The sequence below is a fragment of the Pseudomonas cuatrocienegasensis genome (assembly GCF_900110925.1).
GTDB lineage: Bacteria > Pseudomonadota > Gammaproteobacteria > Pseudomonadales > Pseudomonadaceae > Aquipseudomonas > Aquipseudomonas cuatrocienegasensis.
Genome location: NZ_FOFP01000020.1, coordinates 13,705 through 39,299 on the forward strand (window position 1 = coordinate 13,705; position 25,595 = coordinate 39,299).

At 61.0% G+C, this 25,595-nt stretch carries 21 protein-coding genes; 13 read left to right on the plus strand and 8 right to left on the minus strand.

Annotated elements, in window-relative coordinates:
- Positions 1 to 2 precede the first annotated feature (2 nt).
- Both rloB and rloA read right to left on the minus strand, forming a co-directional pair.
- A complete protein-coding gene (rloB, locus tag BMW49_RS20950) occupies positions 3 to 1,529 on the minus strand; it encodes an osmotic stress tolerance membrane protein RloB (protein WP_069519731.1) in 1,527 nt (508 codons plus the stop codon).
- Between the two features lie 5 nt (positions 1,530 to 1,534).
- Positions 1,535 to 2,071, minus strand: a complete 537-nt coding sequence (rloA, locus tag BMW49_RS20955) for a retropepsin-like aspartic peptidase RloA (protein WP_069519730.1) — start codon at positions 2,069 to 2,071, stop codon at positions 1,535 to 1,537.
- A 302-nt stretch (positions 2,072 to 2,373) separates the two neighbouring features.
- Between rloA and BMW49_RS20960 the strand changes: the two genes are divergently transcribed.
- From BMW49_RS20960 to prpF, 5 genes are all read left to right on the plus strand, one after another.
- Positions 2,374 to 3,111, plus strand: a complete 738-nt coding sequence (locus BMW49_RS20960; RefSeq protein ID WP_069519729.1) for a GntR family transcriptional regulator — start codon at positions 2,374 to 2,376, stop codon at positions 3,109 to 3,111.
- Positions 3,108 to 3,992 carry a methylisocitrate lyase gene (prpB, locus tag BMW49_RS20965; RefSeq protein WP_069519728.1) on the plus strand — a complete coding sequence of 295 codons (885 nt, stop codon included), beginning with the start codon at positions 3,108 to 3,110 and terminating at the stop codon, positions 3,990 to 3,992. The genes BMW49_RS20960 and prpB overlap by 4 nt, the downstream gene beginning before the upstream one ends.
- Positions 3,993 to 4,032: 40 nt before the next feature.
- Positions 4,033 to 5,190, plus strand: coding sequence for a bifunctional 2-methylcitrate synthase/citrate synthase (prpC, locus tag BMW49_RS20970; RefSeq protein WP_069519727.1), 1,158 nt, complete (start codon positions 4,033 to 4,035; stop codon positions 5,188 to 5,190).
- Positions 5,191 to 5,192: 2 nt separating this feature from the next.
- Positions 5,193 to 7,802, plus strand: coding sequence for a Fe/S-dependent 2-methylisocitrate dehydratase AcnD (gene acnD / locus BMW49_RS20975; protein ID WP_069519751.1), 2,610 nt, complete (start codon positions 5,193 to 5,195; stop codon positions 7,800 to 7,802).
- Between the two features lie 110 nt (positions 7,803 to 7,912).
- Complete coding sequence (prpF, locus tag BMW49_RS20980; protein WP_069519726.1) at positions 7,913 to 9,100, plus strand: 2-methylaconitate cis-trans isomerase PrpF; 1,188 nt, start codon at positions 7,913 to 7,915, stop codon at positions 9,098 to 9,100.
- 64 nt (positions 9,101 to 9,164) lie between these two features.
- On the opposite strand, the gene ppsR is transcribed toward prpF, so the two are convergent.
- Positions 9,165 to 9,983 carry a posphoenolpyruvate synthetase regulatory kinase/phosphorylase PpsR gene (gene ppsR / locus BMW49_RS20985; RefSeq protein WP_069519748.1) on the minus strand — a complete coding sequence of 273 codons (819 nt, stop codon included), beginning with the start codon at positions 9,981 to 9,983 and terminating at the stop codon, positions 9,165 to 9,167.
- 177 nt (positions 9,984 to 10,160) lie between these two features.
- Between ppsR and ppsA the strand changes: the two genes are divergently transcribed.
- From ppsA to BMW49_RS21030, 8 genes are all read left to right on the plus strand, one after another.
- On the plus strand, positions 10,161 to 12,533 hold the full coding sequence (ppsA, locus tag BMW49_RS20995) for a phosphoenolpyruvate synthase (protein ID WP_069519749.1): 2,373 nt from the start codon (positions 10,161 to 10,163) through the stop codon (positions 12,531 to 12,533).
- A gap of 143 nt (positions 12,534 to 12,676) precedes the next feature.
- Positions 12,677 to 13,702: an alpha/beta fold hydrolase gene (locus tag BMW49_RS21000; protein WP_083251773.1), complete on the plus strand. Its 1,026-nt coding sequence runs from the start codon at positions 12,677 to 12,679 to the stop codon at positions 13,700 to 13,702.
- 79 nt (positions 13,703 to 13,781) lie between these two features.
- Positions 13,782 to 14,270 carry a ribonuclease E activity regulator RraA gene (gene rraA, locus BMW49_RS21005; protein ID WP_069519725.1) on the plus strand — a complete coding sequence of 163 codons (489 nt, stop codon included), beginning with the start codon at positions 13,782 to 13,784 and terminating at the stop codon, positions 14,268 to 14,270.
- Positions 14,271 to 14,274: 4 nt separating this feature from the next.
- Complete coding sequence (locus tag BMW49_RS21010) at positions 14,275 to 15,285, plus strand: zinc transporter ZntB (protein ID WP_069519724.1); 1,011 nt, start codon at positions 14,275 to 14,277, stop codon at positions 15,283 to 15,285.
- 54 nt (positions 15,286 to 15,339) lie between these two features.
- Entirely contained in the window at positions 15,340 to 15,582 is a 243-nt protein-coding gene (locus tag BMW49_RS21015; protein WP_069519723.1) for a CrfX protein, read from the plus strand.
- 1 nt (position 15,583) lies between these two features.
- A complete protein-coding gene (locus BMW49_RS21020) occupies positions 15,584 to 16,408 on the plus strand; it encodes a mechanosensitive ion channel family protein (RefSeq protein WP_069519722.1) in 825 nt (274 codons plus the stop codon).
- 86 nt (positions 16,409 to 16,494) lie between these two features.
- Positions 16,495 to 17,085 carry an RNA polymerase sigma factor SigX gene (gene sigX / locus BMW49_RS21025; protein ID WP_083251774.1) on the plus strand — a complete coding sequence of 197 codons (591 nt, stop codon included), beginning with the start codon at positions 16,495 to 16,497 and terminating at the stop codon, positions 17,083 to 17,085.
- A 108-nt stretch (positions 17,086 to 17,193) separates the two neighbouring features.
- Positions 17,194 to 18,171 (plus strand): OmpA family protein, encoded by a 978-nt coding sequence (locus BMW49_RS21030; RefSeq protein ID WP_069519720.1) that lies wholly within the window; start codon positions 17,194 to 17,196, stop codon positions 18,169 to 18,171.
- Positions 18,172 to 18,234: 63 nt separating this feature from the next.
- On the opposite strand, the gene cobA is transcribed toward BMW49_RS21030, so the two are convergent.
- From cobA to BMW49_RS21055, 5 genes are all read right to left on the minus strand, one after another.
- Complete coding sequence (cobA, locus tag BMW49_RS21035; protein WP_069519719.1) at positions 18,235 to 18,972, minus strand: uroporphyrinogen-III C-methyltransferase; 738 nt, start codon at positions 18,970 to 18,972, stop codon at positions 18,235 to 18,237.
- Positions 18,973 to 19,058: 86 nt separating this feature from the next.
- Positions 19,059 to 21,776 carry a nitrate reductase gene (locus BMW49_RS21040; protein ID WP_069519718.1) on the minus strand — a complete coding sequence of 906 codons (2,718 nt, stop codon included), beginning with the start codon at positions 21,774 to 21,776 and terminating at the stop codon, positions 19,059 to 19,061.
- Between the two features lie 116 nt (positions 21,777 to 21,892).
- Positions 21,893 to 22,210, minus strand: a complete 318-nt coding sequence (gene nirD / locus BMW49_RS21045) for a nitrite reductase small subunit NirD (RefSeq protein ID WP_069519717.1) — start codon at positions 22,208 to 22,210, stop codon at positions 21,893 to 21,895.
- Positions 22,207 to 24,660: a nitrite reductase large subunit NirB gene (nirB, locus tag BMW49_RS21050; RefSeq protein WP_069519716.1), complete on the minus strand. Its 2,454-nt coding sequence runs from the start codon at positions 24,658 to 24,660 to the stop codon at positions 22,207 to 22,209. Before nirB ends, nirD begins: the two co-directional genes overlap by 4 nt.
- 471 nt (positions 24,661 to 25,131) lie before the next feature.
- On the minus strand, positions 25,132 to 25,575 hold the full coding sequence (locus BMW49_RS21055; protein ID WP_069519715.1) for a thioesterase family protein: 444 nt from the start codon (positions 25,573 to 25,575) through the stop codon (positions 25,132 to 25,134).
- Between the last annotated feature and the right edge of the window lie 20 nt (positions 25,576 to 25,595).

The window sequence follows — 25,595 nt, forward strand, 5'->3', positions numbered from 1 at the left end:
TCTTAGTCCTTGAGGAAGGCTTTGAAGCGGAACAGTTCGGTCAGGCGATAGCCGCGATAGCGACCCATGGCCAGCATGAACCCCACCAGAATCAGCAGAATCGCCGGGAAGGTGAAGACGAAGTAGACCAGTTCCGGCACGCTCATCAGCAGGTGGGCGAGGGTGGCCGCGAACAGGGTACCGACGGCGACCTTGAATGCATGGCTGCCGCCGCGCTCTTCCCAGGTGATCGACAGGCGCTCGATGGTCATGGTCAGAATCACCATCGGGAACAGTGCCACCGACAGACCGCGCTCCAGGCCAAGCTTGTGGCTGAACAGGCTGATCACCGCGATCAGCACCACAACGAAGGTCAGTACCACCGATAGGCGCGGCAACATCTGCAATTTCAGGTGTTCGAGGTAGGAGCGCAGTGACAGGCCCGCCGCCGTAATCACGGTAAACAGGATGATGCCGAAGCCCAGCTGGGTTTCGCGGAAGGCCAGGGCGATCAGCACCGGGGTAAAGGTACCCAGGGTCTGCAGGCCGCCAAGGTTGCGCAGAATAAGGATCACCAGCACGCCGATGGGGATCATCACCATGATCATAAAGGTCTGCTGGGTCTGCAGCGGCAGACCATACAGCGAGTATTCGAGGAAATCGGCGTCGGTGTTTTCGTCGGTCAGCTTGGCCAGGCGGATGGCATTCATCTCGCTGTTGTTCAGGCTAAAGCTGACCTGAGGCTGGCGGCCACCTTCGACACTGACCAGCGGTTCGTCGCCCGTCCACCAGACCATACGGTCAGTGGGCAGGCCCTGCTCGCCGGTTTCCGGGTTGAAGTACAGCCAGCGATCACCGTTGAAGCTGCGCAGCCACAACTCCGGGCTCTGCTGGATTTCTGCAGCCAGGCGAATGGTGTGCACGCGCTGCATCGGCACGTGGGCGATGGACAGCAACAATTCGATAGCCTGGGCCTTGTTGGCAGTCGAGGCATCGCCGCCCAACAGCAATTTGGCGTTGTCGTCGTTTTCGTTGTTAACGCGCTTGATGGTTTCGCTGATGAAGGTTTCGACGTCTGCCGAGTGCTGGCGGATCGGCGCGAGCAGTGCTTCAGCAGCGATCTTCTCGGCACCTTCCACAGGAATGCTGTCGCGGAAAATCGGGCCACTGGCCTTGGCCTGCTCGCCGCTGTAACGCTTGGTCAACACCAAACGGTAATAGAGAGTCTGTTTGCCGCTGGCGCGACGGGCCGACCAGGTCACCTTGCGGTTGCCTTCAGCGCGGTTGACGCTTACCCCGTAGTTGTTGGAGATGAAGCTCTCGTTGAGGCTGACGTAATCCTGGTTCAGGGGCGGCACGAACATCTGCAGCTTGACCGGTTCACGCGGGTTGGCCTGGAACTCGACTCTGGCATCGATGTTCCACAAATCGTCCGTCTCGTCCTCGGTCATGGGGATGCCAAGGATGAAGATTTGGTAGGCCGTAATCAGAATGCCCAGGCTCACCAGGAGCGTGATCAGGACTTTCAGATGCAGGTTAAGAGAGCGCATGGGAATTACTCGCCAGGGTTTGCGTCGGTGGTACAGGCAGGTTTCCCCGCTGCGTATTTAAGGCTTGGGTCGATCAGTGCGTCGAAACGTTGCAGCGCATCGGAGCCAATCAGAAGCGGGTATTGGAACGCGCTACGGTCGGTCAGGTTCAGTTCGATGGTGCGTAAGGCGCCACCCATGCAGACATCCATCTCGATTACCGGGCGAGCCGTGTAGCTCTTGTCCTCATCGGGATTGTAGTCGCCGGCACGCCGTTTGATCTTGCTGATACGCGCCAGGGGACGTTCGATAGGGTGGGCGTGGGCATCGTCGATGGCCAGATAGAAACGTACCCAGGTTTCCCCGTCGCGTTTGAAGCGCTTGATATCGCGAGCACTGAGAGAGGCAGTTTGTGCGCCGGTATCGAGCTTGGCGGCCACGCGCTGGTCGATATCGAGCAATTGCACGTATTCGTTGAGTCCGTAGACCGTCTTCTCGGAAGCGATGCTCGGAGTGGGCAGTAGCGCGAGGCTGAGCAGCAGGGCGAAGGGTTTAAGTCTCATAAATCCTGTTAGGTGCAGCGCATCAATCAAGCAAAGGCCCGCGAGGCCTGATATGCACCTGCGATCCCGACGTAAAGGAGTCTAGCAAGGTGCACCGAAAACGCGCGGCGGGCGGTGAAGTGGCGGCATCTTAACACGCAGTCCTCCCTGCCGGCAGGCGCTTAGGGCGTTTGTGCTGGCATTTATAACTTATTAGACGCTCCAGTTATTTAAGACGATTGTCGACACTGTGCGTTGCGCGATTGACCGTGTGGCGGCTTGAGCGTAGATTTTCTCTAATTGAAGTGGAAGGTGTCGACAATATGCTGGATGAGCATGTGGTAGAGGCTAGTCCGCAAGGTGAGTCGGAAACCTTGTCCGAGCACGTATTTCGGCGTATTCAGGCCGCGATCGTCAAAGGCGAGATTGCCCCGGGCAGTAAGATATCCGAGCCAGAGCTGGCGCGGACCTATGGCATTAGCCGCGGGCCGCTGCGTGAGGCAATCCATCGGCTCGAGGGTCAGCGTCTGCTGGTGCGCATCCCCCATGTAGGGGCGCGGGTGGTCTCGCTCAGCCATGCCGAACTGGTCGAACTCTATGAGATTCGTGAATCGCTGGAGGGCATGGCCTGTCGCCTGGCTGCCGAACGCATGACCCAGGCCGAGATCGACGAGCTGCGCCAGGTGCTCGACTTGCACGAGCAGGATGCGGCCTTCAAGGCAGGCGTTGGCTATTACCAGCAGGAAGGTGATTTCGACTTCCACTACCGGATCATTCAGGGCAGCGGCAATAAAACCCTGGCCCAGATGCTCTGCGGCGAGCTCTATCAACTGGTGCGCATGTACCGCCTACAGTTCTCCGCCACGCCCAATCGGCCGCGCCAGGCCTTTGCCGAACACCACCGTATTCTTGATGCCATCGCCGACCGAGACGGCGAGCTGGCCGAATTATTGATGCGCCGCCACATCGGCGCCTCCAAGCGCAATATCGAGCGCCATTTCTCCCTAAGCATGGGGTTGAACGCGCCTACCCAGACAGCCAAACCACGAGGTGAGTCATGAGTCAGCTTTCCCCAGGCCAGCGTTTCCGTCAGGCGCTTGCCGAAGAGCAGCCACTGCAGGTGATTGGCGCGATCAATGCCAACCATGCCTTGCTGGCCAAGCGCGCGGGTTTCAGGGCCATCTACCTGTCCGGTGGCGGCGTGGCGGCGGGTTCCTTGGGGCTGCCTGACCTGGGCATCAACACCCTGGATGACGTGCTCACCGACGTACGCCGGATTACCGATGTCTGCGACCTGCCGCTGTTGGTCGACATCGACACCGGCTTTGGCCCCAGCGCGTTCAATATCGAGCGCACGGTCAAGAGCCTGATCAAGGCCGGCGCCGCGGCTGCGCATATCGAGGATCAGGTCGGCGCCAAGCGTTGCGGTCATCGTCCTGGCAAGGAGATTGTCAGCACCGAGGAAATGGCTGACCGGGTCAAGGCCGCTGCCGATGCCAAGACCGATGCGAGCTTTTTCCTGATCGCCCGCACCGACGCCATCCAGGCCGAGGGCGTGGATGCCGCGATCGAGCGCTGCCTGCGTTATGTCGAGGCCGGTGCCGACGGTATTTTCGCCGAGGCTGCCTATGACCTGCCGACCTACAAGCGCTTTGTCGATGCGCTGAACGTGCCGGTGTTGGCCAATATCACCGAATTCGGCGCCACCCCGCTGTTCACCCGCGACGAACTGGCCTCGGTCGGCGTGGCCATCCAGCTTTACCCGCTGTCGGCGTTTCGCGCCGCTAACAAAGCTGCGGAAAGTGTCTACATCACGATTCGTCAGCAGGGCCATCAGCAGGATGTCATCGAAATGATGCAGACCCGGGCTGAGCTGTACGACCGCATCGGCTATCACGCCTTTGAGCAGAAGCTCGATGCCCTGTTTGCCGCAAAAAAGTGATAGCGATCTAGAAGAACAACAAAGATCCGAGGAGATAAGCATGAGCGCCACCGACACCACCCCGGGCTTCAAGCCAAAAAAATCCGTCGCCCTGAGCGGTACCACTGCCGGCAACACCGCCCTGTGCACCGTCGGCCGCAGCGGCAATGACCTGCATTACCGTGGCTATGACATCCTTGATGTCGCCACCACCTGTGAGTTCGAGGAAATCGCCCACTTGCTGGTGCACGGCAAGCTGCCCAATGCCGCCGAACTGGCCGGCTACAAGGCCAAGCTCAAAGCCCTGCGCGGCTTGCCCGCGGCACTGAAAATCGCCCTGGAGCAACTGCCGCCCTCGGCCCACCCGATGGATGTGATGCGCACCGGCGTTTCGGTGCTCGGCTGCCTGCAGCCGGAGAAGGATGACCACAACCATCCCGGCGCCCGCGATATTGCCGACAAGTTGATGGCCTCGCTGGGCTCCATGCTGCTGTACTGGTATCACTTCAGCCACAATGGCAAACGCATCGAGGTGGAAACCGACGATGACTCCATCGGTGGCCACTTTCTGCATCTGTTGCACGGCGAGGCGCCCCGTGAGTCCTGGGTGCGCGCCATGCACACCTCGCTGATCCTCTATGCCGAGCACGAATTCAACGCCTCCACCTTCACCTCGCGGGTGATCGCCGGCACCGGTTCGGACCTGTTCAGTTGCATCGCTGGCGGCATCGGCGCATTGCGCGGGTCGAAGCACGGCGGCGCCAACGAAGTGGCCTTCGAGATCCAGAAGCGTTATGACAATGCCGATGAGGCCGAGGCCGATATTCGCGCCCGGGTGGAGAAGAAGGAAGTGGTGATCGGCTTCGGTCACCCGGTCTACACCGTGGCGGACCCACGCAACAAAGTGATCAAGGAGGTCGCGCAGGAGCTGTCGGCGGAGCAGGGCAATACCAAGATGTATGACATCGCCGAGCGCCTGGAGAGCACCATGTGGGAGATCAAGAAGATGTTCCCCAACCTCGACTGGTTCAGCGCGGTCAGCTACCACATGATGGGCGTGCCCACCGCCATGTTCACCCCGCTGTTCGTGATTGCCCGCACCTCGGGCTGGTCCAGCCATGTGATCGAGCAGCGTATTGACGGCAAGATCATCCGCCCCAGCGCCAACTATGTCGGCCCGGAAGACCTGACCTTTGTGCCGCTCAAGGATCGCCCATGAGCATGAACAGTCAATACCGCAAGCCGCTGGCCGGCACCGTGCTGGATTACTTTGACACCCGCGAGGCGGTCGATGCCATCAGCCCAGGCGCTTACGCCAAGCTGCCCTATACCTCACGGGTGCTGGCTGAGCAGTTGGTGCGCCGCTGCGACCCGGCCATGCTCAACGATGCGCTCAGGCAGCTGATCGAGCGCAAGCAGGATCTGGATTTCCCCTGGTACCCGGCTCGCGTTGTCTGCCACGACATTCTTGGCCAGACCGCCCTGGTCGACCTGGCCGGCTTGCGTGACGCCATCGCCGAGCAGGGCGGTGACCCGGCCAAGGTCAATCCGGTAGTGCCGACCCAATTGATCGTCGATCACTCCCTGGCCGTGGAATTCGCCGGCTTCGACCCCGATGCGTTCGAGAAGAACCGCGCGGTGGAGGAGCGCCGCAACGAGGACCGCTTCCACTTTATCGAGTGGACCAAGACCGCGTTCAAGAACGTCGATGTGATCCCTGCCGGCAACGGCATCATGCACCAGATCAATCTGGAAAAAATGAGCCCGGTGATCCAGGCGCGTGGTGGCATTGCGTTCCCGGATACCTGCGTCGGCACCGACTCGCACACCCCACACGTCGATGCCCTCGGCGTGATCGCCATTGGTGTCGGCGGCCTGGAAGCCGAGACCGTGATGCTCGGCCTGCCTTCGATGATGCGTCTGCCCGATATCGTCGGCGTCAAACTGGCCGGCAAGCGCCAATCCGGGATTACCGCCACCGATATCGTCCTGGCGCTGACCGAGTTTCTGCGCAAGGAGCGCGTGGTTGGTGCCTGGGTCGAGTTCTTCGGTGAAGGGGCAGACAGCCTGTCCATCGGTGACCGTGCAACCATCTCCAATATGTGCCCGGAATACGGCGCTACGGCGGCGATGTTCTATATCGACCAGCAGACCATCGACTACCTCAAGCTCACCGGGCGTGAACCGGAGCAGGTGGCGCTGGTGGAGCACTACGCCAAGACCACCGGTCTATGGGCGACCGCGCTTGAAACAGCCGAATACGAGCGCGTGCTGAGCTTCGACCTGTCGACCGTGGTGCGCAACATGGCCGGCCCGAGCAATCCGCACAAGCGTCTGCCGACCTCGGCACTGCATGAGCGTGGCATTGCCGACGAGGCCAAACTGGCCGCCGGCAAGCTGGAAGAGGGCGAGGGTCTAATGCCGGACGGCGCGGTGATCATCGCCGCCATCACCAGTTGCACCAACACCTCCAACCCGCGCAACGTGGTCGCCGCCGGCCTGCTGGCGAAGAAGGCCAATCAGTTGGGCCTGTTGCGCAAGCCGTGGGTCAAGACGTCCTTCGCGCCGGGTTCGAAAGTCGCCAAGCTGTACCTGGAAGAGGCTGGCCTGCTAAGCGAGCTGGAACAGCTGGGTTTTGGCATCGTCGCCTACGCCTGCACCACCTGTAACGGCATGTCCGGTGCGCTGGACCCGGTGATTCAGCAGGAGATCATCGACCGCGACCTCTACGCCACTGCTGTATTGAGCGGCAACCGCAACTTTGACGGGCGCATCCACCCTTACGCCAAGCAGGCGTTCCTGGCCTCGCCGCCGCTGGTGGTGGCCTACGCCATTGCCGGTACCGTACGTTTTGATATCGAGCAGGATGTGCTCGGTCACGATCCGAGCGGCAACCCGATCACCCTCAAAGACCTGTGGCCGAGCGACGAAGAAATCGACGCCATCGTCGCCTCCTCGGTGAAGCCTGAGCAGTTCCGGCAGATCTACATCCCGATGTTCGATTTGGGCACCGTCACCGAAGCCGAGAGCCCGCTGTACGACTGGAGCCCGATGAGCACCTATATCCGCCGTCCGCCATACTGGGAAGGCGCGCTGGCCGGTGAGCGCACGCTCAAAGGCATGCTGGCGCTGGCGATCCTGCCGGACAACATCACCACCGATCACTTGTCGCCGTCCAACGCCATCCTGCTGGACTCGGCGGCGGGTGAGTACCTGCACAAAATGGGTTTGCCGGAAGAAGACTTCAACTCCTACGCCACCCACCGCGGTGACCACCTGACCGCGCAACGCGCCACCTTCGCCAACCCGCAGCTGGTCAACGAAATGGCTGTAGTTGATGGTGTGGTGAAGAAGGGCTCGCTGGCCCGTGTCGAGCCGCAAGGCCAGGTGATGCGCATGTGGGAGGCGATCGAAACCTACATGAACCGTAAGCAGAACCTGATCATCGTCGCCGGTGCCGACTACGGCCAGGGCAGCTCGCGTGACTGGGCGGCCAAGGGCGTGCGCCTGGCGGGTGTGGAGGTGATCGCGGCCGAAGGTTTCGAACGTATTCACCGCACCAACCTGGTGGGCATGGGCGTGCTGCCGGTCGAGTTCAAGCCGGGCACCACTCGCCTGACCCTTGGCCTCGACGGCACCGAGACTTACGACATCCAGGGCGATGTGTCGCCACGTTGCGACCTGACCCTGGTGGTCAATCGCCGCAATGGCGAGGTGCTCAAGGTGCCAGTGATCTGCCGCTTGGACACTGCAGCCGAGGTCCATGTGTACAAAGCAGGTGGTGTGCTGCAGCGTTTTGCCCAGGACTTTCTCGAAGGCGCCGTCGCCTGACTCCGTAGGGTGGATGGCGCTTTTCCATCCACCGTTCTCGCGCACCGACGGTGGATTGGTGAAGCGTGATCCACCCTGCGGCAATTTCACTCTTCAGCCAGGACCAAGCCATGGCTCATCCATCCCAGACTAGAATCCCCGCTACCTATATGCGTGGTGGCACCAGCAAAGGCGTGTTCTTTCGCCTGCAGGACCTGCCTGAGCGCTGCCAGGTGCCGGGCGCCGAGCGCGACAAGCTGTTTATGCGCGTTATCGGCAGCCCTGACCCCTATGCTGCGCAAATCGACGGTATGGGCGGCGCCACCTCCAGTACCAGCAAGTGCGTGATTCTGTCGGCAAGCAGCCAGCCGAATCATGACGTCGATTACCTCTACGGTCAGGTCTCCATCGACAAACCCTTTGTCGACTGGAGCGGCAATTGCGGCAACCTGTCCACCGCGGCCGGTGCTTTTGCCATTCACGCCGGGCTGGTCGATCCGGCGCGCATTCCTGAAAACGGTGTATGCGCGGTGCGGATCTGGCAGGCCAATATCAACAAGACCATCATCGCCCACGTTCCGGTCAGCAATGGCCAGGTGCAGGAAACCGGCGATTTCGAGCTGGATGGCGTGACATTCCCGGCGGCCGAGATCGTACTGGAGTTCCTCGATCCGTCTGACGATGGCGAGGAGGGCGGTTCGATGTTTCCCACCGGCAACCTGGTCGATGACCTTGAGGTGCCGGGTGTCGGCACCTTCAAGGCAACCCTGATCAGCGCCGGTATCCCCACCGTGTTCGTCAATGCCGAAGAGATCGGCTACAGCGGCACCGAGTTGCGCGAGCAGATCAATGGCGACCCCGAGCAATTAGCCCGTTTCGAGAAAATCCGCGTGGCCGGTGCCCTGCGCATGGGGCTGATCAAAAGCGCGGAAGAAGCCGCGACCCGCCAGCACACGCCGAAGCTCGCCTTTGTCGCTAAACCCAAGGATTACCTGTCATCCAGCGGCAAAACGGTGCACGCCAGTGAGGTCGATCTGCTGGTGCGGGCCCTGTCCATGGGTAAGCTGCACCACGCGATGATGGGCACCTGTGCGGTGGCCATCGGCACTGCAGCGGCTATCCCTGGGACCCTGGTCAACCTGGCCGCCGGTGACGGCGCACGCGAGGCGGTAAGCTTTGGCCACCCCTCCGGCACCTTGCGAGTGGGTGCCCAAGCGACACTGGTCGGCGGTCAATGGGCGGTGACCAAGGCGATCATGAGCCGCAGCGCGCGGATTTTGATGGAGGGGAGTGTGCGCGTGCCGGGCGATTCGTTCTGAGGGGAGATTAGAAAAGACTCGATGTTTTCGAGTCTTTTCTTTTTATATCAGTAGCTTGTTGGGATTACTTGAGACGCCGTTCCACGCCCTTTTCCACCAGAATCTTCGCGGAGATCTCTTCCACCGAAAAATGCGTGGAGTTGATGAAGTTGATGTTCTCGCGGCGGAACAGGCCTTCGACCTCGCGCACCTCGAACTCGCACTGGGCGAAACTCGAATACCGGCTGTTGGGCTTGCGTTCGTGGCGGATGGCGGTCAGGCGGTCGGGGTCGATGGTCAGGCCGAACAGCTTCTCCTTGTACTTTTTCAGGGCCGCCGGCAGTTGCAGGCGCTCCATGTCATCTTCGGTCAGCGGGTAGTTGGCGGCGCGAATGCCATACTGCATGGCCATGTACAGGCAGGTCGGGGTCTTGCCGCAGCGCGAAACACCGACCAGGATCAGGTCCGCCTTGTCGTAGTAATGGGTGCGAGCACCATCGTCGTTGTCCAGGGCAAAGTTCACCGCATCGATGCGTTCCATGTAATTGGCGTTGTGGGCGATGGAGTGGGACTTGCCGACCGAGTAAGACGAGTGCGAGCTGAGCTCCTGCTCTAGGGGGGAGAGGAACGAGGAAAAGATGTCGATCATGAAGCCTTCGGATTGTGCGAGAACTTCACGGATCTCCTGGTTGACGATGGTGTCGAAAATGATCGGGCGCGATCCGTCTTTCTCGGCAGCATTATTGATTTGTTGTACCATGGCGCGCGCTTTTTCAACGCTATCGATATAAGGGCGCGTGAGCTTGGTGAAGGTGATGGTTTCGAACTGCGCCAACAGACTCTGACCCAGGGTTTCGGCGGTGATACCGGTGCCATCGGAGATGAAGAAAGCGGTTCGTTTCATTTGCGCCATGGGCCTTAAGCTGGGAGTCTTTCTTGGCTATGATAGGCCCGCGTTCGCCGGCCTGTATGGGTCGGCATTGTTACTCATTTTCCAGGGCCAAGCCATAATCGTGCGGGCATGTTCCGCGAAGTACAACGGTCCTTCGAGCTTTTCCAACACCTCAGTGGAGAGATCACCTTGGTAGAGTACGTAGTTTCCCTCGATAAGCTCGGCAATCACGATGTCGAGCACGTAGGGGGCAAGAACGCCTCCCTGGGCGAGATGATCAGTAACCTCGCTGGCGCCGGTGTATCGGTACCTGGCGGTTTCGCTACCACTGCCCAGGCCTACCGCGATTTTCTTGAGCAGAGCGGCCTGAATGCGCAGATTCATGCGGCTTTGGATGCCCTGGATGTCGACGATGTCAACGCCCTGGCCAAGACCGGGGCGCAGATCCGTCAGTGGGTCATGGATGCCGAGTTCCCCCATGAGCTCAATGAGCAGATCCGCACCGCTTTCGCGGCCATGGCCAATGGCAACGACAATATGGCCGTCGCCGTGCGCTCCTCGGCTACCGCCGAAGACCTGCCGGATGCCTCCTTCGCCGGTCAGCAGGAAACCTTCCTCAACATCCGTGGTGTGGAAAACGTCATCCGCGCCGCCAAGGAAGTCTTCGCCTCGCTGTTCAATGACCGCGCAATTGCCTACCGCGTGCACCAGGGCTTCGACCACAAACTGGTCGCTCTGTCTGCCGGGGTGCAGCGCATGGTACGTTCGGAAACCGGCACTGCCGGTGTGATGTTCACCCTGGATACCGAATCGGGTTTCCGTGACGTGGTGTTTATCACCGGCGCTTACGGCCTGGGCGAAACCGTGGTGCAGGGCGCGGTCAACCCGGACGAGTTCTACGTCCACAAGCAAACCCTGGAAGCGGGCCGCCCGGCGATCCTGCGCCGCAACCTGGGTAGCAAAGCGATCAAGATGATCTATGGCGAAGAAGCCAAGGCCGGTAAATCGGTCAAGGTGGTCGACGTCGAGCGCGCCGAGCGTGCGCGCTTCTGCCTGAGCGATGCCGAGGTCAGCGAGCTGGCCAAGCAGGCCATGATCATCGAGAAGCACTACGGCCGACCGATGGACATCGAGTGGGCCAAAGATGGCGACGACAACAAGCTGTATATCGTCCAGGCCCGTCCCGAGACGGTGAAAAGCCGTTCCAGTGCCAATGTCATGGAACGCTACCTGCTCAAGGAGACGGGTACCGTGCTGGTCGAAGGTCGCGCCATTGGTCAGAAGATCGGTGCCGGCAAGGTGCGGGTGATCAACGACGTATCGGAAATGGACAAGGTCCAGCCGGGCGACGTACTGGTCTCCGACATGACCGACCCGGACTGGGAGCCGGTGATGAAGCGCGCCAGCGCCATTGTTACCAACCGTGGCGGGCGTACTTGCCACGCGGCAATCATCGCCCGCGAACTGGGGATTCCGGCCGTAGTCGGTTGCGGCAACGCCACCCATGTACTGAAAGACGGTATGGGCGTGACGGTTTCCTGTGCCGAGGGCGACACCGGTTTTATCTTTGAAGGCGAACTGGGTTTCGATATCCGCAAGAACTCGGTCGATGCCATGCCCGATCTGCCGTTCAAGATCATGATGAACGTCGGCAACCCGGACCGTGCTTTCGACTTCGCTCAACTGCCGAACGAAGGCGTGGGCCTGGCCCGTCTGGAATTCATCATCAACCGCATGATCGGCGTGCACCCCAAGGCGCTGCTGAACTTCGCCGGCCTGCCGCCGGAAATCAAGGACAGCGTCGAGAAGCGCATTGCCGGCTACGACGATCCGGTCAATTTCTACGTCGAGAAGCTGGTCGAGGGCATCAGCACCCTGGCTGCGGCGTTCTGGCCGAAGAAGGTCATCGTGCGCTTGTCGGACTTCAAGTCCAACGAATATGCCAACCTGATCGGCGGCAAGCTCTACGAGCCGGAAGAAGAAAACCCGATGCTCGGCTTCCGTGGCGCCTCGCGCTATATCAGCGAGGCCTTCCGCGATTGCTTCGAGCTGGAGTGTCGGGCGCTGAAGAAAGTGCGCAACGAGATGGGCCTGACCAACGTCGAGATCATGGTGCCGTTCGTGCGTACCCTGGGTGAGGCCAGCCAGGTGGTCGACCTGTTGGCGGCCAACGGTCTTGCCCGCGGTCAGGATGGCCTGAAAATCATCATGATGTGCGAGCTGCCGTCCAACGCCATCCTGGCCGATGAGTTCCTTGAGTTCTTCGACGGTTTCTCCATCGGTTCCAACGACCTGACCCAGCTGACCCTGGGCCTGGACCGTGACTCGGGAATCATCGCGCACCTGTTCGATGAGCGAAATCCTGCAGTGAAGAAGCTGCTGAGCAACGCCATTCAGGCCTGTAACAAGGCCGGCAAGTACATTGGTATCTGTGGCCAAGGCCCGTCGGACCATCCGGACCTGGCCAAATGGCTGATGGAGCAGGGCATCGAAAGCGTGTCGTTGAACCCGGATTCGGTGCTCGACACCTGGTTCTTCCTGGCCGAAGGCCAGCAGAGCTGATCGGTTCGCTGTCTCCTTAATCCAAGGGCAGGGTCGAACCTGCCCTTTTTTGTGGTCTGCCTTTGCTGGCCTGATCCTTAAGACCGTCTCAGTGCGGCCTGGAAAATTGCCCGTGGCGATTTTTTGTACCCGAGTCGAAGAAGATGCTAAGCAGCAGTGAGCTTTTCCCCGTCGCCCTGATCAGTGCCGAGCTGCGGGGTGATCTGAGCGAGGACGTCTATCGGCTCAAGCCTGGCAACAGCCCCGACCCCAGTGTCGAGCTGGCGCTTACGCGTCTTGGGCTCGCTAGCGCCGAGTTGACGGGGGGTGTGGTGGCGCGGGGCATGCCTGTGGTGCTGATCCCAGGCAGCTTTTCCAACCGGCGTTTCTGGTATTCGCCCAAAGGTATCGGCCTGGGGGCGTTCCTGGCGCGGGCGGGTTTCGATGTGTGGATCGCCGAGATGCGAGGGCATGGACTGTCACCGCGTAACCTGGATTATCGGCGCAATCGCGTGAGCGACTACGTGCGCTACGACCTGCCTGCCATTAGCGCTTTCGTGCATGAGCAAAATCCGCAGCCGGCTCACTGGTTGGGGCATTCGCTGGGCGGCATCATCCTCGCGGGTGCGCTGGGTGGTCAGCACCTGGATCAGGCGAAAGTCGCCTCGGTAGCACTATTTGGTAGCCAGATCAGTCGTACTTACTGGCCGCTGAAAATACCACCGCTGGAGTGGGGCGCTAGGCTGGTGCTCAAGCGCTTTGCCGCGCTGTCCGGGCCGCGCTTGAGGCGTGGGCCGGAAGATGAGCCGATTGGTCTGGCGTTGGAGAGTCTGCGCTGGCACGGTCTGTTCGGCCGCTTTGGCGAGCGCGAGCATGACTGGTGGGCTGGCCTGGGGCAGGTGCAGGTGCCGGTACTGGCCGTCGCGGCCGAGGGGGATTTGCAGGACCCGCCCTGGGCTTGCCAGCGTCTGCTGGAGCAGTTTGGCGCAGCACAGGCTCGCTATCTCTGTCTGGGGCGTAAACAGGGTTTCAGCGAGGATTTCGGGCATGTCGAGATGCTGGTCAGCAAGGCCGCACAGCATGAGGTCTGGCCGCTGGTGCAGCGCTGGTTGCTGGCTCCGGGTAATGATGCGCTGTGCTTGACCGAAGGCGGTTCCACGGTCACGGCGAGCGTTTCATCCGGGAACTGATGCCGCTAAGATGACGCGCTGTTCCGTTTCAGTCATTTTGCGTTTTGCTTACCGTCTTTTCTGAATTGAGGAGCTTCCCATGCACTACAGCACCCCTGATCTCTGCGATGCCTACCCGGAGCTTGTGCAGGTCGTCGAGCCGATGTTCAGCAATTTTGGTGGGCGCGACTCATTTGGCGGGGAGATTGTCACGGTCAAATGTTTCGAAGACAACTCGCTGGTCAAGGAGCAGGTCGAGCTGCCGGGTCACGGCAAGGTGATGGTGGTCGATGGTGGCGCTTCCATGCGCCGTGCGCTGCTCGGCGACATGCTGGCGGAGAAGGCGGCGAAGAATGGCTGGGAAGGCATTCTGGTGTACGGCTGCGTGCGCGACGTCGATGTGCTGGCGCAGACCCATCTGGGTATACAGGCGCTGGCCAGTCACCCGATGAAAACCGACAAGCGTGGGATTGGCGACCTCAACGTAGCGGTTACCTTTGGCGGCGTGACCTTTCGCCCAGGCGAATACCTGTATGCCGATAACAACGGTGTGATTGTTTCCCCCTCAGTGCTGACGATGCCGGAATAAACCCGTGCAAGATTTACCAACCCCGGAACAGAGCACGCCCCCACGCGGCCTGGTGCATGCCTATATTCTCGACGGCCTGGGTGGGGGACGTCCGGTCACCCGTGAACAGCTCAATGCTCTGGTCCTGCGAGAGGGGCAGAGCCTCTGGTTGCACTGGGACCGCGGCCATCCGCAAACCCAGGCCTGGCTGAGGGCCGAAAGTGGCTTGAGCGAGTTCGCCTGCGATCTGCTGCTAGAGGAAAATACCCGCCCGCGCAGTCTGAGCGTGCCGGATGACGCCATGCTGCTGTTCTTGCGCGGGGTCAACCTCAATCCGGGGGCCGAGCCTGAAGACATGGTGTCGCTGCGTATCTTCGCGGATGAGCAGCGGGTTATCTCTCTGCGCCTACGGCCCTTGCGCGCGACCGAGGAACTGATTGCCGACCTGCTGGCCGGAGTGGGGCCGAAAACCGCGTCCGAACTGCTGCTGAGCCTGGCGCATTACCTGACGGACAAGGTCGAGTCGCTGGTCGCTGAACTCTCCGAGCAAGTCGATGAGCAGGAGGAGTTGATCGATTCCGATGCCCAGGCCCAGCCCGACCATGATCGTTTGCTGCACATGCGTCGGCGCGCTGCCGGCTTGCGGCGGTTTCTTGCGCCACAGCGGGAAATATTCGCCCAGCTCGCGCGGAACGGGCGCGCCTGGTTTGTCGCAGATGACAGCGATTACTGGAACGAACTGCACAACCGGCTCACCCGTTACCTCGAAGAATTGGACCTTAGCCGGGAGCGGGTAAGCCTGGTGCTGGAGGTCGAGAATCGGCGCATGGATGTGCGTATGAACCGCATCATGTACCGCTTCGGGGTGATCACTGGGGTCTTCCTGCCAATGAGTTTTCTCACCGGGTTGCTGGGGATCAATGTCGGCGGCATGCCGGGTTCGGATAGCCCCTACGGTTTCCTCGTGGCGTGTCTGTTGATGCTCGTTCTGGGGCTCGGCCAATGGTGGCTGTTCCGCCGCTTGCGCTGGCTCTGATGTGACTTGCCCAGCCCTGGTTTCGTCTAGCCGAGACGTCTAGTGAGGTACCTGATGCACGATCCATTCGAAGAATCCCTGCGCGATTTGCTCAAGGCGCCATCGTCCCAGCACGATGACGATGCCTGTCTGCATCGGGTATTGAAGACCGCCAACCGGCAGGTGGGCGTGGGCGATCTGTTCGGCTTGCTGGGCAATTGCCTGGGGGCCGTAATGATTGCCCTGAATAGCGGTTCTGCACACATCGCTCCGGTTTCGCGCCGCGCTACCTCCCGTTTTACTGATAAGGCCGACTGAAATGGAACTCGATCCCTGGACTCAAAGCCTGATTACTGCCATGACTGCGTTGTGGACCAAGGTGGCGAGTTTCATCCCCAACCTGTTTGTTGCATTGATTCTGGTGCTTCTGGGCTTCGTCGTGGCCAAGCTGCTCGATACCCTGCTGTCCAAGTTACTGGGCAAAGTCGGTCTGGATCGGCTGATGGCGGGGACTGGGATGACCAAGTTGCTGGGGCGTGCGGGCATCCAGGTGCCGGTCTCCACCCTGATCGGCAAGATTGTCTACTGGTTTGTCCTGCTGGTGTTTCTCGTCTCGGCGGCTGAGTCGCTGGGGCTTGAGCGCGTATCGGCCACACTTGATGTACTGGCGTTGTACTTGCCCAAGGTCTTTGGGGCGGCGCTGGTGTTGTTGGCCGGTGTGCTGCTGGCGCAGTTGGTCAGCGGGCTGGTGCGTGGTGCTGCCGAAGGCGTAGGGCTGGATTATGCCCATGGCTTGGGCCGCATTGCCCAAGGGCTGGTGATCATCATCAGCATCTCCGTGGCCATTGGTCAGTTGGAAATCAAGACCGATCTGCTCAATAACGTCATTGCCATCGTGCTGATTTCTGTCGGCCTGGCAGTCGCTTTGGCGCTGGGTCTGGGCAGCCGCGAAATCGCCGGGCAGATTCTCGCAGGGATTTATGTGCGAGAAATCTATCAGGTTGGCCAGCATGTCCAGGTTGGCGAAGCCGAAGGCCAGATCGAGGAAATCGGCACGGTCAAGACCATCCTCCTGACCGAGGAGGGCGAGCTGATTTCGGTGGCCAACCGTACCTTGCTTGAGCAACGGGTAAGCAGTCGCTGAGGGTCAATCCCTGTTAATGTATGCCGCCTGCTGACACCCGCCCTGGGTGTCAGCCGTTTTCGTTCAGTCTGTCGGCCCGACCTGCTTTGAATACAACCCAACCGCTGTCCTTGCGCTACGACCCTAGAGAGCTCTCCGACGAGGAGCTGGTGGCGCGTGCGCACGACGAGCTGTTTCACATTACTCGTGCATACGAAGAACTGATGCGCCGCTACCAGCGCACGTTATTCAACGTTTGTTCGCGTTATTTAGGGAACGAACGTGACGCGGACGATGTCTGTCAAGAAGTCATGCTTAAAGTGCTTTATGGGTTGAAGAACTTCGAGGGTAAATCGAAGTTCAAAACTTGGCTTTACAGCATTACTTATAACGAGTGCATTACTCAGTACCGTAAGGAGCGACGCAAGCGTCGACTGATGGATGCGCTCAGTCTGGATCCGCTGGAGGAAGCCTTTGAAGAAAAGGCTCCCACCGTGGAGGAGCGTGGTGGCCTGGATCGCTGGCTGGTGCATGTGAACCCGATTGATCGGGAAATTCTGGTGTTACGTTTTGTCGCAGAACTGGAGTTTCAAGAGATCGCCGACATCATGCACATGGGTCTGAGTGCCACCAAAATGCGCTACAAACGGGCATTGGACCGTTTACGCGAAAAGTTCTCAGGTGTTACCGAAAGTTAACCTCCAATAAATAAACCGGGGGTGAAGGGTAACTTCTGTTAAACTAATCGCCGATTTACGGGTCTACTGATCCGCAAGTCATCAATCATGAAGTGGGGATTTAACGGAATGAAACTGAAAAACACCTTAGGCGTTGTCATTGGCTCGATCGTAGCCGCTACTTCCATGGGCGCGCTGGCTCAGGGCCAAGGCGCTGTCGAGGTGGAAGGCTTTGCTAAGCGTTATTTCACCGACAGCTCGCGTGACCTGTCCAACGGCAACCTGTTCGGTGCCTCTGTTGGCTATTACCTGACTGACGATGTTGAACTGGCTCTGTCCTACGGCGAGTACCACGATATTCGTTCGGAAAACAACACCGGCAACAAGAACATCAAGGGCAGCATGACTGGCCTGGATGCCATCTATCACTTCGGCACCCCGGGTGTAGGCCTGCGTCCTTATGTTTCCGGTGGCTTCGCTCACCAGAGCATCAGCAACGTACCGCCGCGCACTGGTCGTGACCACACCACCTTCGCCAACATCGGTACCGGTGTGAAGTACTACTTCACTGAAAACCTGTACGCACGTGCTGGCCTGGATGGCATGTACAACATCGACGACGGCGAAGCTGAGTGGGCTGCTGGCGTGGGTGTCGGCATGAACTTCGGTGGCAGCACTCGTCGTGTTGCTGAAGTCGTCGAAAGCGCTCCTGAGCCGATGCCAGAGCCGGTTGCCGCTGTTGAAGAGCCTGCCCAGGTTGTTCGCGTTGAGCTGGACGTCAAATTCGACTTCGACCGTTCGCAGGTTAAAGAAGAAAGCTACAGCGACATCAAGAACCTGGCTGATTTCATGAATCAGTACCCGCAGACTTCCACCACCGTTGAAGGTCATACCGACTCCGTTGGTACCGACGCCTACAACCAGAAACTGTCCGAGCAGCGTGCAACCGCCGTTCGTAACGTGCTGGTTAACCAGTACGGTGTTGATGGTCAGCGCGTGAACGCTGTTGGCTACGGCGAGTCCCGCCCGGTTGCCGATAACGCCACCGAAGCTGGTCGCGCGGTTAACCGTCGCGTAGAAGCTGAAGTAGAAGCCCAAGCCCAGTAAGGTCTTTGGTGGATGGAAAAACCCGGCCTCGGCCGGGTTTTTCTTTGCCTGAAGAAAAGTGCTTCAGGCGCTTGCAGCCATTACCTGAGGCTGCCTAGCGCTTGCCACTTCGCCGATCACCAGAACGGCGGGGCTTTTAAGCTGGAAGTCCAGGGCATCCTGTTGCATGGCGTGCAGGGAGCTGCGGCATTCGCGTTGCTGTGGCAGGGAGGCGTTTTCGATCAGCGCCACCGGCATATCGGCGCGCATACCGCCGGCCAGCAGGCTTTCGCGGATTTGCGCCAGTTTCGCCACGCCCATATACACCACCAGCGTGGTGCCGCCCTGGGCCAGAGCGGCCCAGTTGAGCGTGCTGTCGTCCTGGGTGTGCGCAGTGACCAGGGTTACGCCGCGGGCCACACCGCGCAGGGTCAGGGGAATCCCGCACTGGGTCGCGCCGGCTAATCCAGCGGTTATGCCGTTGACCATTTCCACTTCAATGCCGTGGGCGCTGAGCCAGTCGACTTCTTCACTGCCGCGGCCGAAGATGCAAGGGTCGCCGCCTTTCAGGCGTACCACACACTTGCCTTGGCGGGCGTAGCGCAGCATCAGGCGATGGATAAAGGCCTGGGGCGTGGAGCGGCAACCTCCGCGCTTGCCCACCGGCACCACCCGGGCATTCGGGCAGTGCTCCAGCACGGCCGGGTTGACCAGGTCGTCGATCATCACGATATCGGCCCGATTGAGGGCTTTTACCGCCTTGAGGGTCAGCAGTTCCGGATCACCGGGCCCTGCGCCTACCAGCCAGACTTTTGCGCTCATACGGCATTCCTCGCGTAGGGTGCGCTGTGCGCACCAAATTGTTGGGGTTGGTACGCATGGCCTAGGCGGCCCCGCGCACCCTACGGTTATGCATTGACCGCTATTGGCGCAGTGGCCAGCAGCCGCTTGATTTCCGGGACGCAGGAGCCGCAACTGGTGCCGCACTTGAGTTCCTGCTTGAGGCCGTCGAGGTCGAGGCCGCTTGCGATTCCGGCGCATACCGCGTCCTGGCTGACATTCAGGCAATTGCACAGGGTCTTGCTGGCTTTCCTGCCGCTGGTTGCACCCGGTGGGGTGGACAGCGGTGCGAGCAGCCAGCGGCGCAGGTCGGCATCGGCCTGACCTTCGCTCCACAGGCTTTTCAGCCAGTCGCGGGCGGCAGTTTCCCCGGCCAGGCGGATGGCGGTGATGCGACCGTCCTCGATGCGCACGCGCTTGCCGACCGCTTTACGCGGGTCGTCATAGGCCAGCACCGGGCCTTCGTGCACACCAAGCAGACGATCAATCTGCGCCAGCAGCTCTGGCTCGGGAGCCACGGCGCAGGCGGCGCGGATCAGCAGAGCGGGGCGCTCGCGTCCGGTCAGGTTGAGGTTGGCGTAGGCAAAACCTTCGAACAGCGGGCGCAGGGCTTCGAAACGCGTCTGCACCTGGTCTTCGGCCAGGGCAAAGAAGGTCCAGGGTAGCTCGACCTTTTCCACCTCGACCCCGGCGTGCTTGAGTTCCGGCTGCTTGGACAACGGATCGAATGCCGGCTGGGTCAGCACATTGGTGCCCAGACCTTTGAGAAAACGGTTGCCCCAGTGCATCGGCAGGTAGGCCTGGCCGGCACGTATGCTGTCGTCGGCCTGTACCGGCAGAATCAGGCTGCCGCGACGGCTGCGGACCTTGATCAGGTCGCCGCTTTGCAGGCGACGGCGGCGCATCTCTTCCGGGTGCAGGCTGAGCACGGCCTCTTCAACATGACCGAACAGACGCGCGGCGGTGCCGGTGCGGCTCATGCCGTGCCACTGGTCGCGCAGGCGGCCGGTGTTAAGGGTCAGGGTAAAGCGCGCCTCACGTTTTTCCTTGGGCGCACGGTAAGAGTCGGCATGAAACTGCGCGCGACCATTGGCAGTGGGGTAGCGACCGTCGCCGTAGAGGCGTGGCGTACCCTGGGTGGCGCCGGCCGGGAACGGCCATTGCTGGGGACCTTGGTTATCCAGAATCGCGTAGCTGAGCCCCGAGAGGTCGAGGTCACGCTGGGCGGTCAGGTGTTTGTACTCCTCGAACAGCCCTTGCGGGTGGTCGAAGTCGAACAGGCTGGGCAGGCCGGGGCGGAGCAGTTTTTCTAAACGACGGGCGAAATCTGTGGTGATCGCCCAATCCGGCCGCGCCTCAGCGGGCGCTGGCACGGCGCTGCGTACATGACTGACGCGGCGTTCGGAGTTGGTCACCGTGCCTTCCTTCTCGCCCCAGCTGGCGGCGGGCAGCAGCAGGTCGGCGTAGTGGCAGGTCTCGGTGGTGAAAAAGGCTTCCTGCACCACCACGAATGGGCAGGCGGCCAGGGCTTCATGCACCTTGTTCTGATCCGGCATGGACTGCGCCGGGTTGGTGCAGGCGATCCACAGGGCCTTGACCTTGCCGACGCGCACTGCTTCGAACAGTTCGATGGCGCTCAGCCCGGCACTGGCCGGCAGCGCGTCGACGCCCCAGTACTGCGCGACTTCGGCGCGGTGCTCGGCACTACCGGCCTCGCGATGGCCGGGCAGCAGGTTGCTCAGGCTGCCGGTTTCGCGACCGCCCATGGCATTCGGTTGGCCGGTAAGGGAAAAGGGGCCAGCACCGGGTTTGCCGATCTGCCCGGTGGCCAGATGCAGGTTGATCAGCGCGCTGTTTTTGGCGCTGCCGCTGCTCGACTGGTTAAGGCCCATGCACCACAGCGAGAGGAAGCTCGGCGCGCTGCCAATCATCCGCGCGCATTGCTGCAGGCTGTCCTGGCTAATGCCGCATATCTCGCTGACCATCTGCGGGCTGTAATCGCGTACCAGGGTCTTGAGGGCGTCGAAACCTTCGGTGTGGGCTTCGATATAGGCGCGGTCGATCCAGCCTTCCCACATCAGGATATGCAGGATGCCGTGGAACAGGGCGACATCGCTGCCCGGGATGATCGGCAGGTGCAGGTCGGCCAGCTCGCAGGTGTCGGTGCGCCGTGGGTCGACGACGATGATCTGCATGTCCGGGCGCTTGGCCTTGGCTTCTTCCAGGCGGCGAAACAGCACCGGGTGGGCGTAGGCCATATTGCTGCCGGCGATCAGCAGGCAATCGCTCTGCTCGATGTCCTCATAGTTGCACGGCGGCGCATCGGCTCCCAGGCTGCGCTTGTAGCCGACCACAGCCGACGACATGCACAGGCGCGAGTTGCTGTCGATATTGTTGGTGCCCACCAAGGCTCTCGCCAGCTTGTTGAAGGCGTAGTAGTCCTCGGTCAGCAATTGGCCGGAGATGTAGAAGGCGACGCTGTCCGGACCGTGTTCGCGGATGGTTTCGGCGAACACGTTGGCGGCGTGATCCAGGGCGCTGTCCCAGTCGCTGCGGGTACGGGCCAGGCCTTTGCCCAGACGCAGTTCGGGGTAGAGCGCGCGGGCGTCGAGGTCGCCGGTCAGGTGCAGGGTCGAGCCCTTGCTGCACAGCTTGCCGAAATTGGCCGGATGCGCGGGATCGCCCTGGACGCCGAGGATCTTCTCGTCGTCGTGTTCGATCAGCACGCCACAGCCCACGCCGCAATAGCAGCAGGTGGAGGCGGTGATTTGCGTGGGACTGGCCATGTTCGCAATTCCTGGAGCAAGCGGGGAAAGGGTGGGAGGGCTTTAGCTCGGGCGTCCTGCCATCCATGCAGGCGTCGCCGCGACAGTCGCCGCTGAAGCGCCTCCCACAAGGTGGGCTAGTTGTGTGGCGCGAGTGCCAGCAGCACCCGGCCGTTTTCCACCTTGGTCGGGTGCCGGTGGGCGCAACCCTGGTCCGGGGCCACGGCTTTGCCGGACTCCAGCTCTATCTGCCAGTTGTGCAGCGGGCAGGCCACGCGCTTGCCGTAGATGATGCCTTGCGACAGCGGGCCGCCCTTGTGCGGGCAGCGGTCGTCGAGGGCGAAGACTTCATCTGCGGAAGTCCTGAAAAGCGCGATATCGCCTTTCGGACCGCTGACAATTCGTGAGCCCAGTACGTTGATTTCTTCCAGGTCGCAGATATCCAGCCAGTTCATGCGTGCGCCTCCAGTTGCTGCAGCGCGATACGGTCGAATTCTTTCTTCAACTGCGGTTTGGCCAGCTGCTCCTTCCACGGGTCCTGCTCGAACGACAGGGAGAACAGCAGGCGCTCGTGCAGGGCCTTGCGCCGTTCGGCATCTTCCAGCACGCCTTGCTTGATGTGTTCCATGCCGACGCGCTGCAGGTAGTGCACGGTGCGCTCGAGGTAGAAGGCTTCCTCGCGGTAGAGCTGGAGGAAGGCCAGGCTGTATTCCATGACTTCTTCGGCGGTCTTGAGCTTGACGAAGAACTCGCCGGCCTCGGTCTTGATCCCGCCGTTGCCACCGATATACAGCTCCCAGCCGGAGTCGACGCCGATGATGCCAACGTCCTTGATGCCGGATTCGGCGCAGTTGCGCGGGCAGCCGGAGACCGCCAGCTTGACCTTGTGCGGCGACCACATGTTGAACAACGCGTGTTCCAGGTCGATGCCCATCTGCGTGCTGTTTTGTGTGCCGAAGCGGCAGAACTCACTGCCGACGCAGGTCTTCACGGTGCGAATGGATTTGCCATAGGCGTGGCCGGACGGCATATCGAGGTCTTTCCATACGCCCGGCAGGTCGTCTTTCTTGATCCCCAGCAGGTCGATGCGCTGCCCGCCGGTGACCTTGACCATGGGCACGTTGTACTTGTCGGCTACATCGGCGATGCGGCGCAGCTCCGAAGCATTGGTCACGCCGCCCCACATCCGCGGAATCACCGAGTAGGTGCCGTCTTTCTGGATATTGGCGTGGGCGCGTTCGTTGATAAAGCGCGACTGTGGGTCGTCCTTGGCCTCGCCCGGCCAGGTGGAAATCAGGTAGTAGTTCAGCGCCGGGCGGCAGGTGGCGCAGCCGTTTGGCGTGCTCCAGTTGAGGAAGGCCATGGCCGCCGGGATGCTGGTCAGGTGCTCGTCACGGATGGCTTTGCGGATCTGCCCGTGGTTAAGGTCGCTGCAGCCGCAGATGGCTTTTTCGCTCTTCGGCTTCACATCCGCCGCGCCGCCCACGGTGTTGATCAAGATCTGCTCGACCAGGCCGGCGCAGGAGCCGCAGGAACTGGCGGCCTTGGTCTGCTTTTTGACCTCATCGACCGAGAACAGGCCGTGCTCCTGGATGGCCTTGACGATGGTGCCTTTGCACACGCCGTTACAGCCGCACACTTCCATGTCATCGGGCATCGACATGGCCTTGCTCTGGCCCTGGTGGCCGGTGTCGCCGATGGCGTTTTCGCCGAACATCAGGTGGTCGCGGATCTCGCTGACATTGTAGTTTTCGCGGATCTGCCGGAAGTACCAGCCGCCGTCGGCGGTGTCGCCATACAGGCAGGCGCCGACCAGCACGTCGTCCTTGATTACCAGCTTCTTGTACACGCCGCCGATGGGGTCGGAGAGGGTGATGGTCTCCGTGCCTTCGCCGCCCATAAATTCACCGGCGGAAAACAAGTCGATGCCGGTGACTTTCAGCTTGGTTGAGGTCACCGAGCCCTGGTAGCGGGCGAAACCGAGCTGGGCCAGGTGGTTGGCGCAAACCTTGGCCTGTTCAAACAGCGGCGCGACCAGGCCGTAGGCGATGCCGCGGTGGCTGGCACATTCGCCGATGGCGTAAACCCGCGGGTCGAAGGTCTGCAGGGTGTCGTTGACCAGGATGCCGCGGTTGCAGGCGATACCGGCTTGTTCCGCCAGGTCGCTGTTGGGGCGGATGCCGGCGGCCATCACCACCAGGTCGGCGGGGATCACCTCGCCGTCCTTGAACTTCACCGCGCAGACCCGACCTTCGCCGTTGTCGAGCAGTTCGGCGGTATGTTTGGGCAGCAAAAACTTCAGGCCGCGATCTTCCAGGGATTGCTGCAGCAAGCGCCCGGCGGTGACATCGAGCTGGCGCTCCAGCAGCCAGTCGCCGATATGTACCACGGTCACGTCCATGCCGCGTAGTTTGAGGCCGTTGGCCGCTTCCAGGCCGAGCAGGCCGCCGCCGATGACGACCGCGTGCTTATGGGTCTTGGCGGTTGCCATCATCATCTGGGTGTCGGCAATGTCGCGATAGCCGATCACGCCCTGTAGATCCTTGCCGGGAATCGGCAGGATAAAGGGGTTGGAACCGGTGGCGATAAGCAGGCGATCGTACTCGGCCTGGCTGCCATCATCTGCGACGACCACGCGGGCCTTGCGGTCGATCTTCACCACCTTGCGCCCGAGCAGTAACTTGATGCCGTTGTCCGCATACCAGTTGAGGTCGTTGAGCACGATCTCCTCGAAGGTCTGCTCGCCGGCCAGTACTGGCGAGAGCAGAATGCGGTTGTAGTTGGGGTGTGGCTCGGCACCGAACACCGTAATGTCGTAGAGGTCGGGGGCGAGCTTGATCAGCTCTTCGAGGGTGCGAACACCTGCCATGCCATTGCCGATCATTACCAGCTTGAGTTTCTGCATGCCGGCCATCTCCTGGTTAAAACGCGCGCAAACAAAAAAGGCGTCCCGCTAGTCACCTAGCGAGGACGCCTTTGTCCAGGCCCCGTTCTCTCGGGGCGTGCGAGGCTCATCGTTGAGCACCGCACTGTGTAATACCTTGTCAGCTGGTTAATGCAGACTGTGTGCCAAGTCGCCAGGCCCCGTGCTGCCGCTAGTGGGCCTGTCTGCTTCGTGGGTTTTGCTGATGGTCCTGCACCCGATTAAGGCGCGCTGTCCCCGCTTTGGTGCGTATCTGAATACTTGGGCAGGTTCATGCCGGGGGCGCAGTACGCTGTTTCGGCCTGGGCCTGAGTGGGTAGCGGCAAGCTGAAGAGCACAAGGGCAAGCAGACTGCTGCACAAGCTGGCAGGGCGGTTGGCGTTGGGTGTAGACATGGGCGACTCCCGCTCGATGAGAGAACGGCGGGAGCGATGCAGTGAACGTGCCGCGTGCTCAGTCGAGCCAGTTTGCCTTGGGGAATTTGTCACTGAATGCCGTTGGCATGGCGACGACCTTGGCTGTTTTGTAGTTGAAGAAGACGAAGCCAGACTTGGCCATGGCGACGAGGGCACCATCGGCCGGGCGGCTGATGCGGAAGGTGATGTCGCCGCCGTAGCGGTTGAAGTCCATCACGCCGACCTCGAACAGCAACTGATCACGGGCATGGGCCTCGGCGCGGTAAGTCGTTGCCAGGTCGGTGACGATAATGCCCGTGCCATCCTCGCGGGTTTCCTCGATGCCAAACTCGAAAAGAAAGCGCGCGCGGGCCTCGGAAATCATCGAGATCATCGAGTCGTTACCGAGGTGGTTGGCCGCATTGATATCGGTCACCCGCACGGTCAGGTGGGTGTTGTAGCAGAACTGGTCTTCGGGAAACTTCAGCGTCAGGCGGGCCATGGGCGTCATCCGGCTAAAAG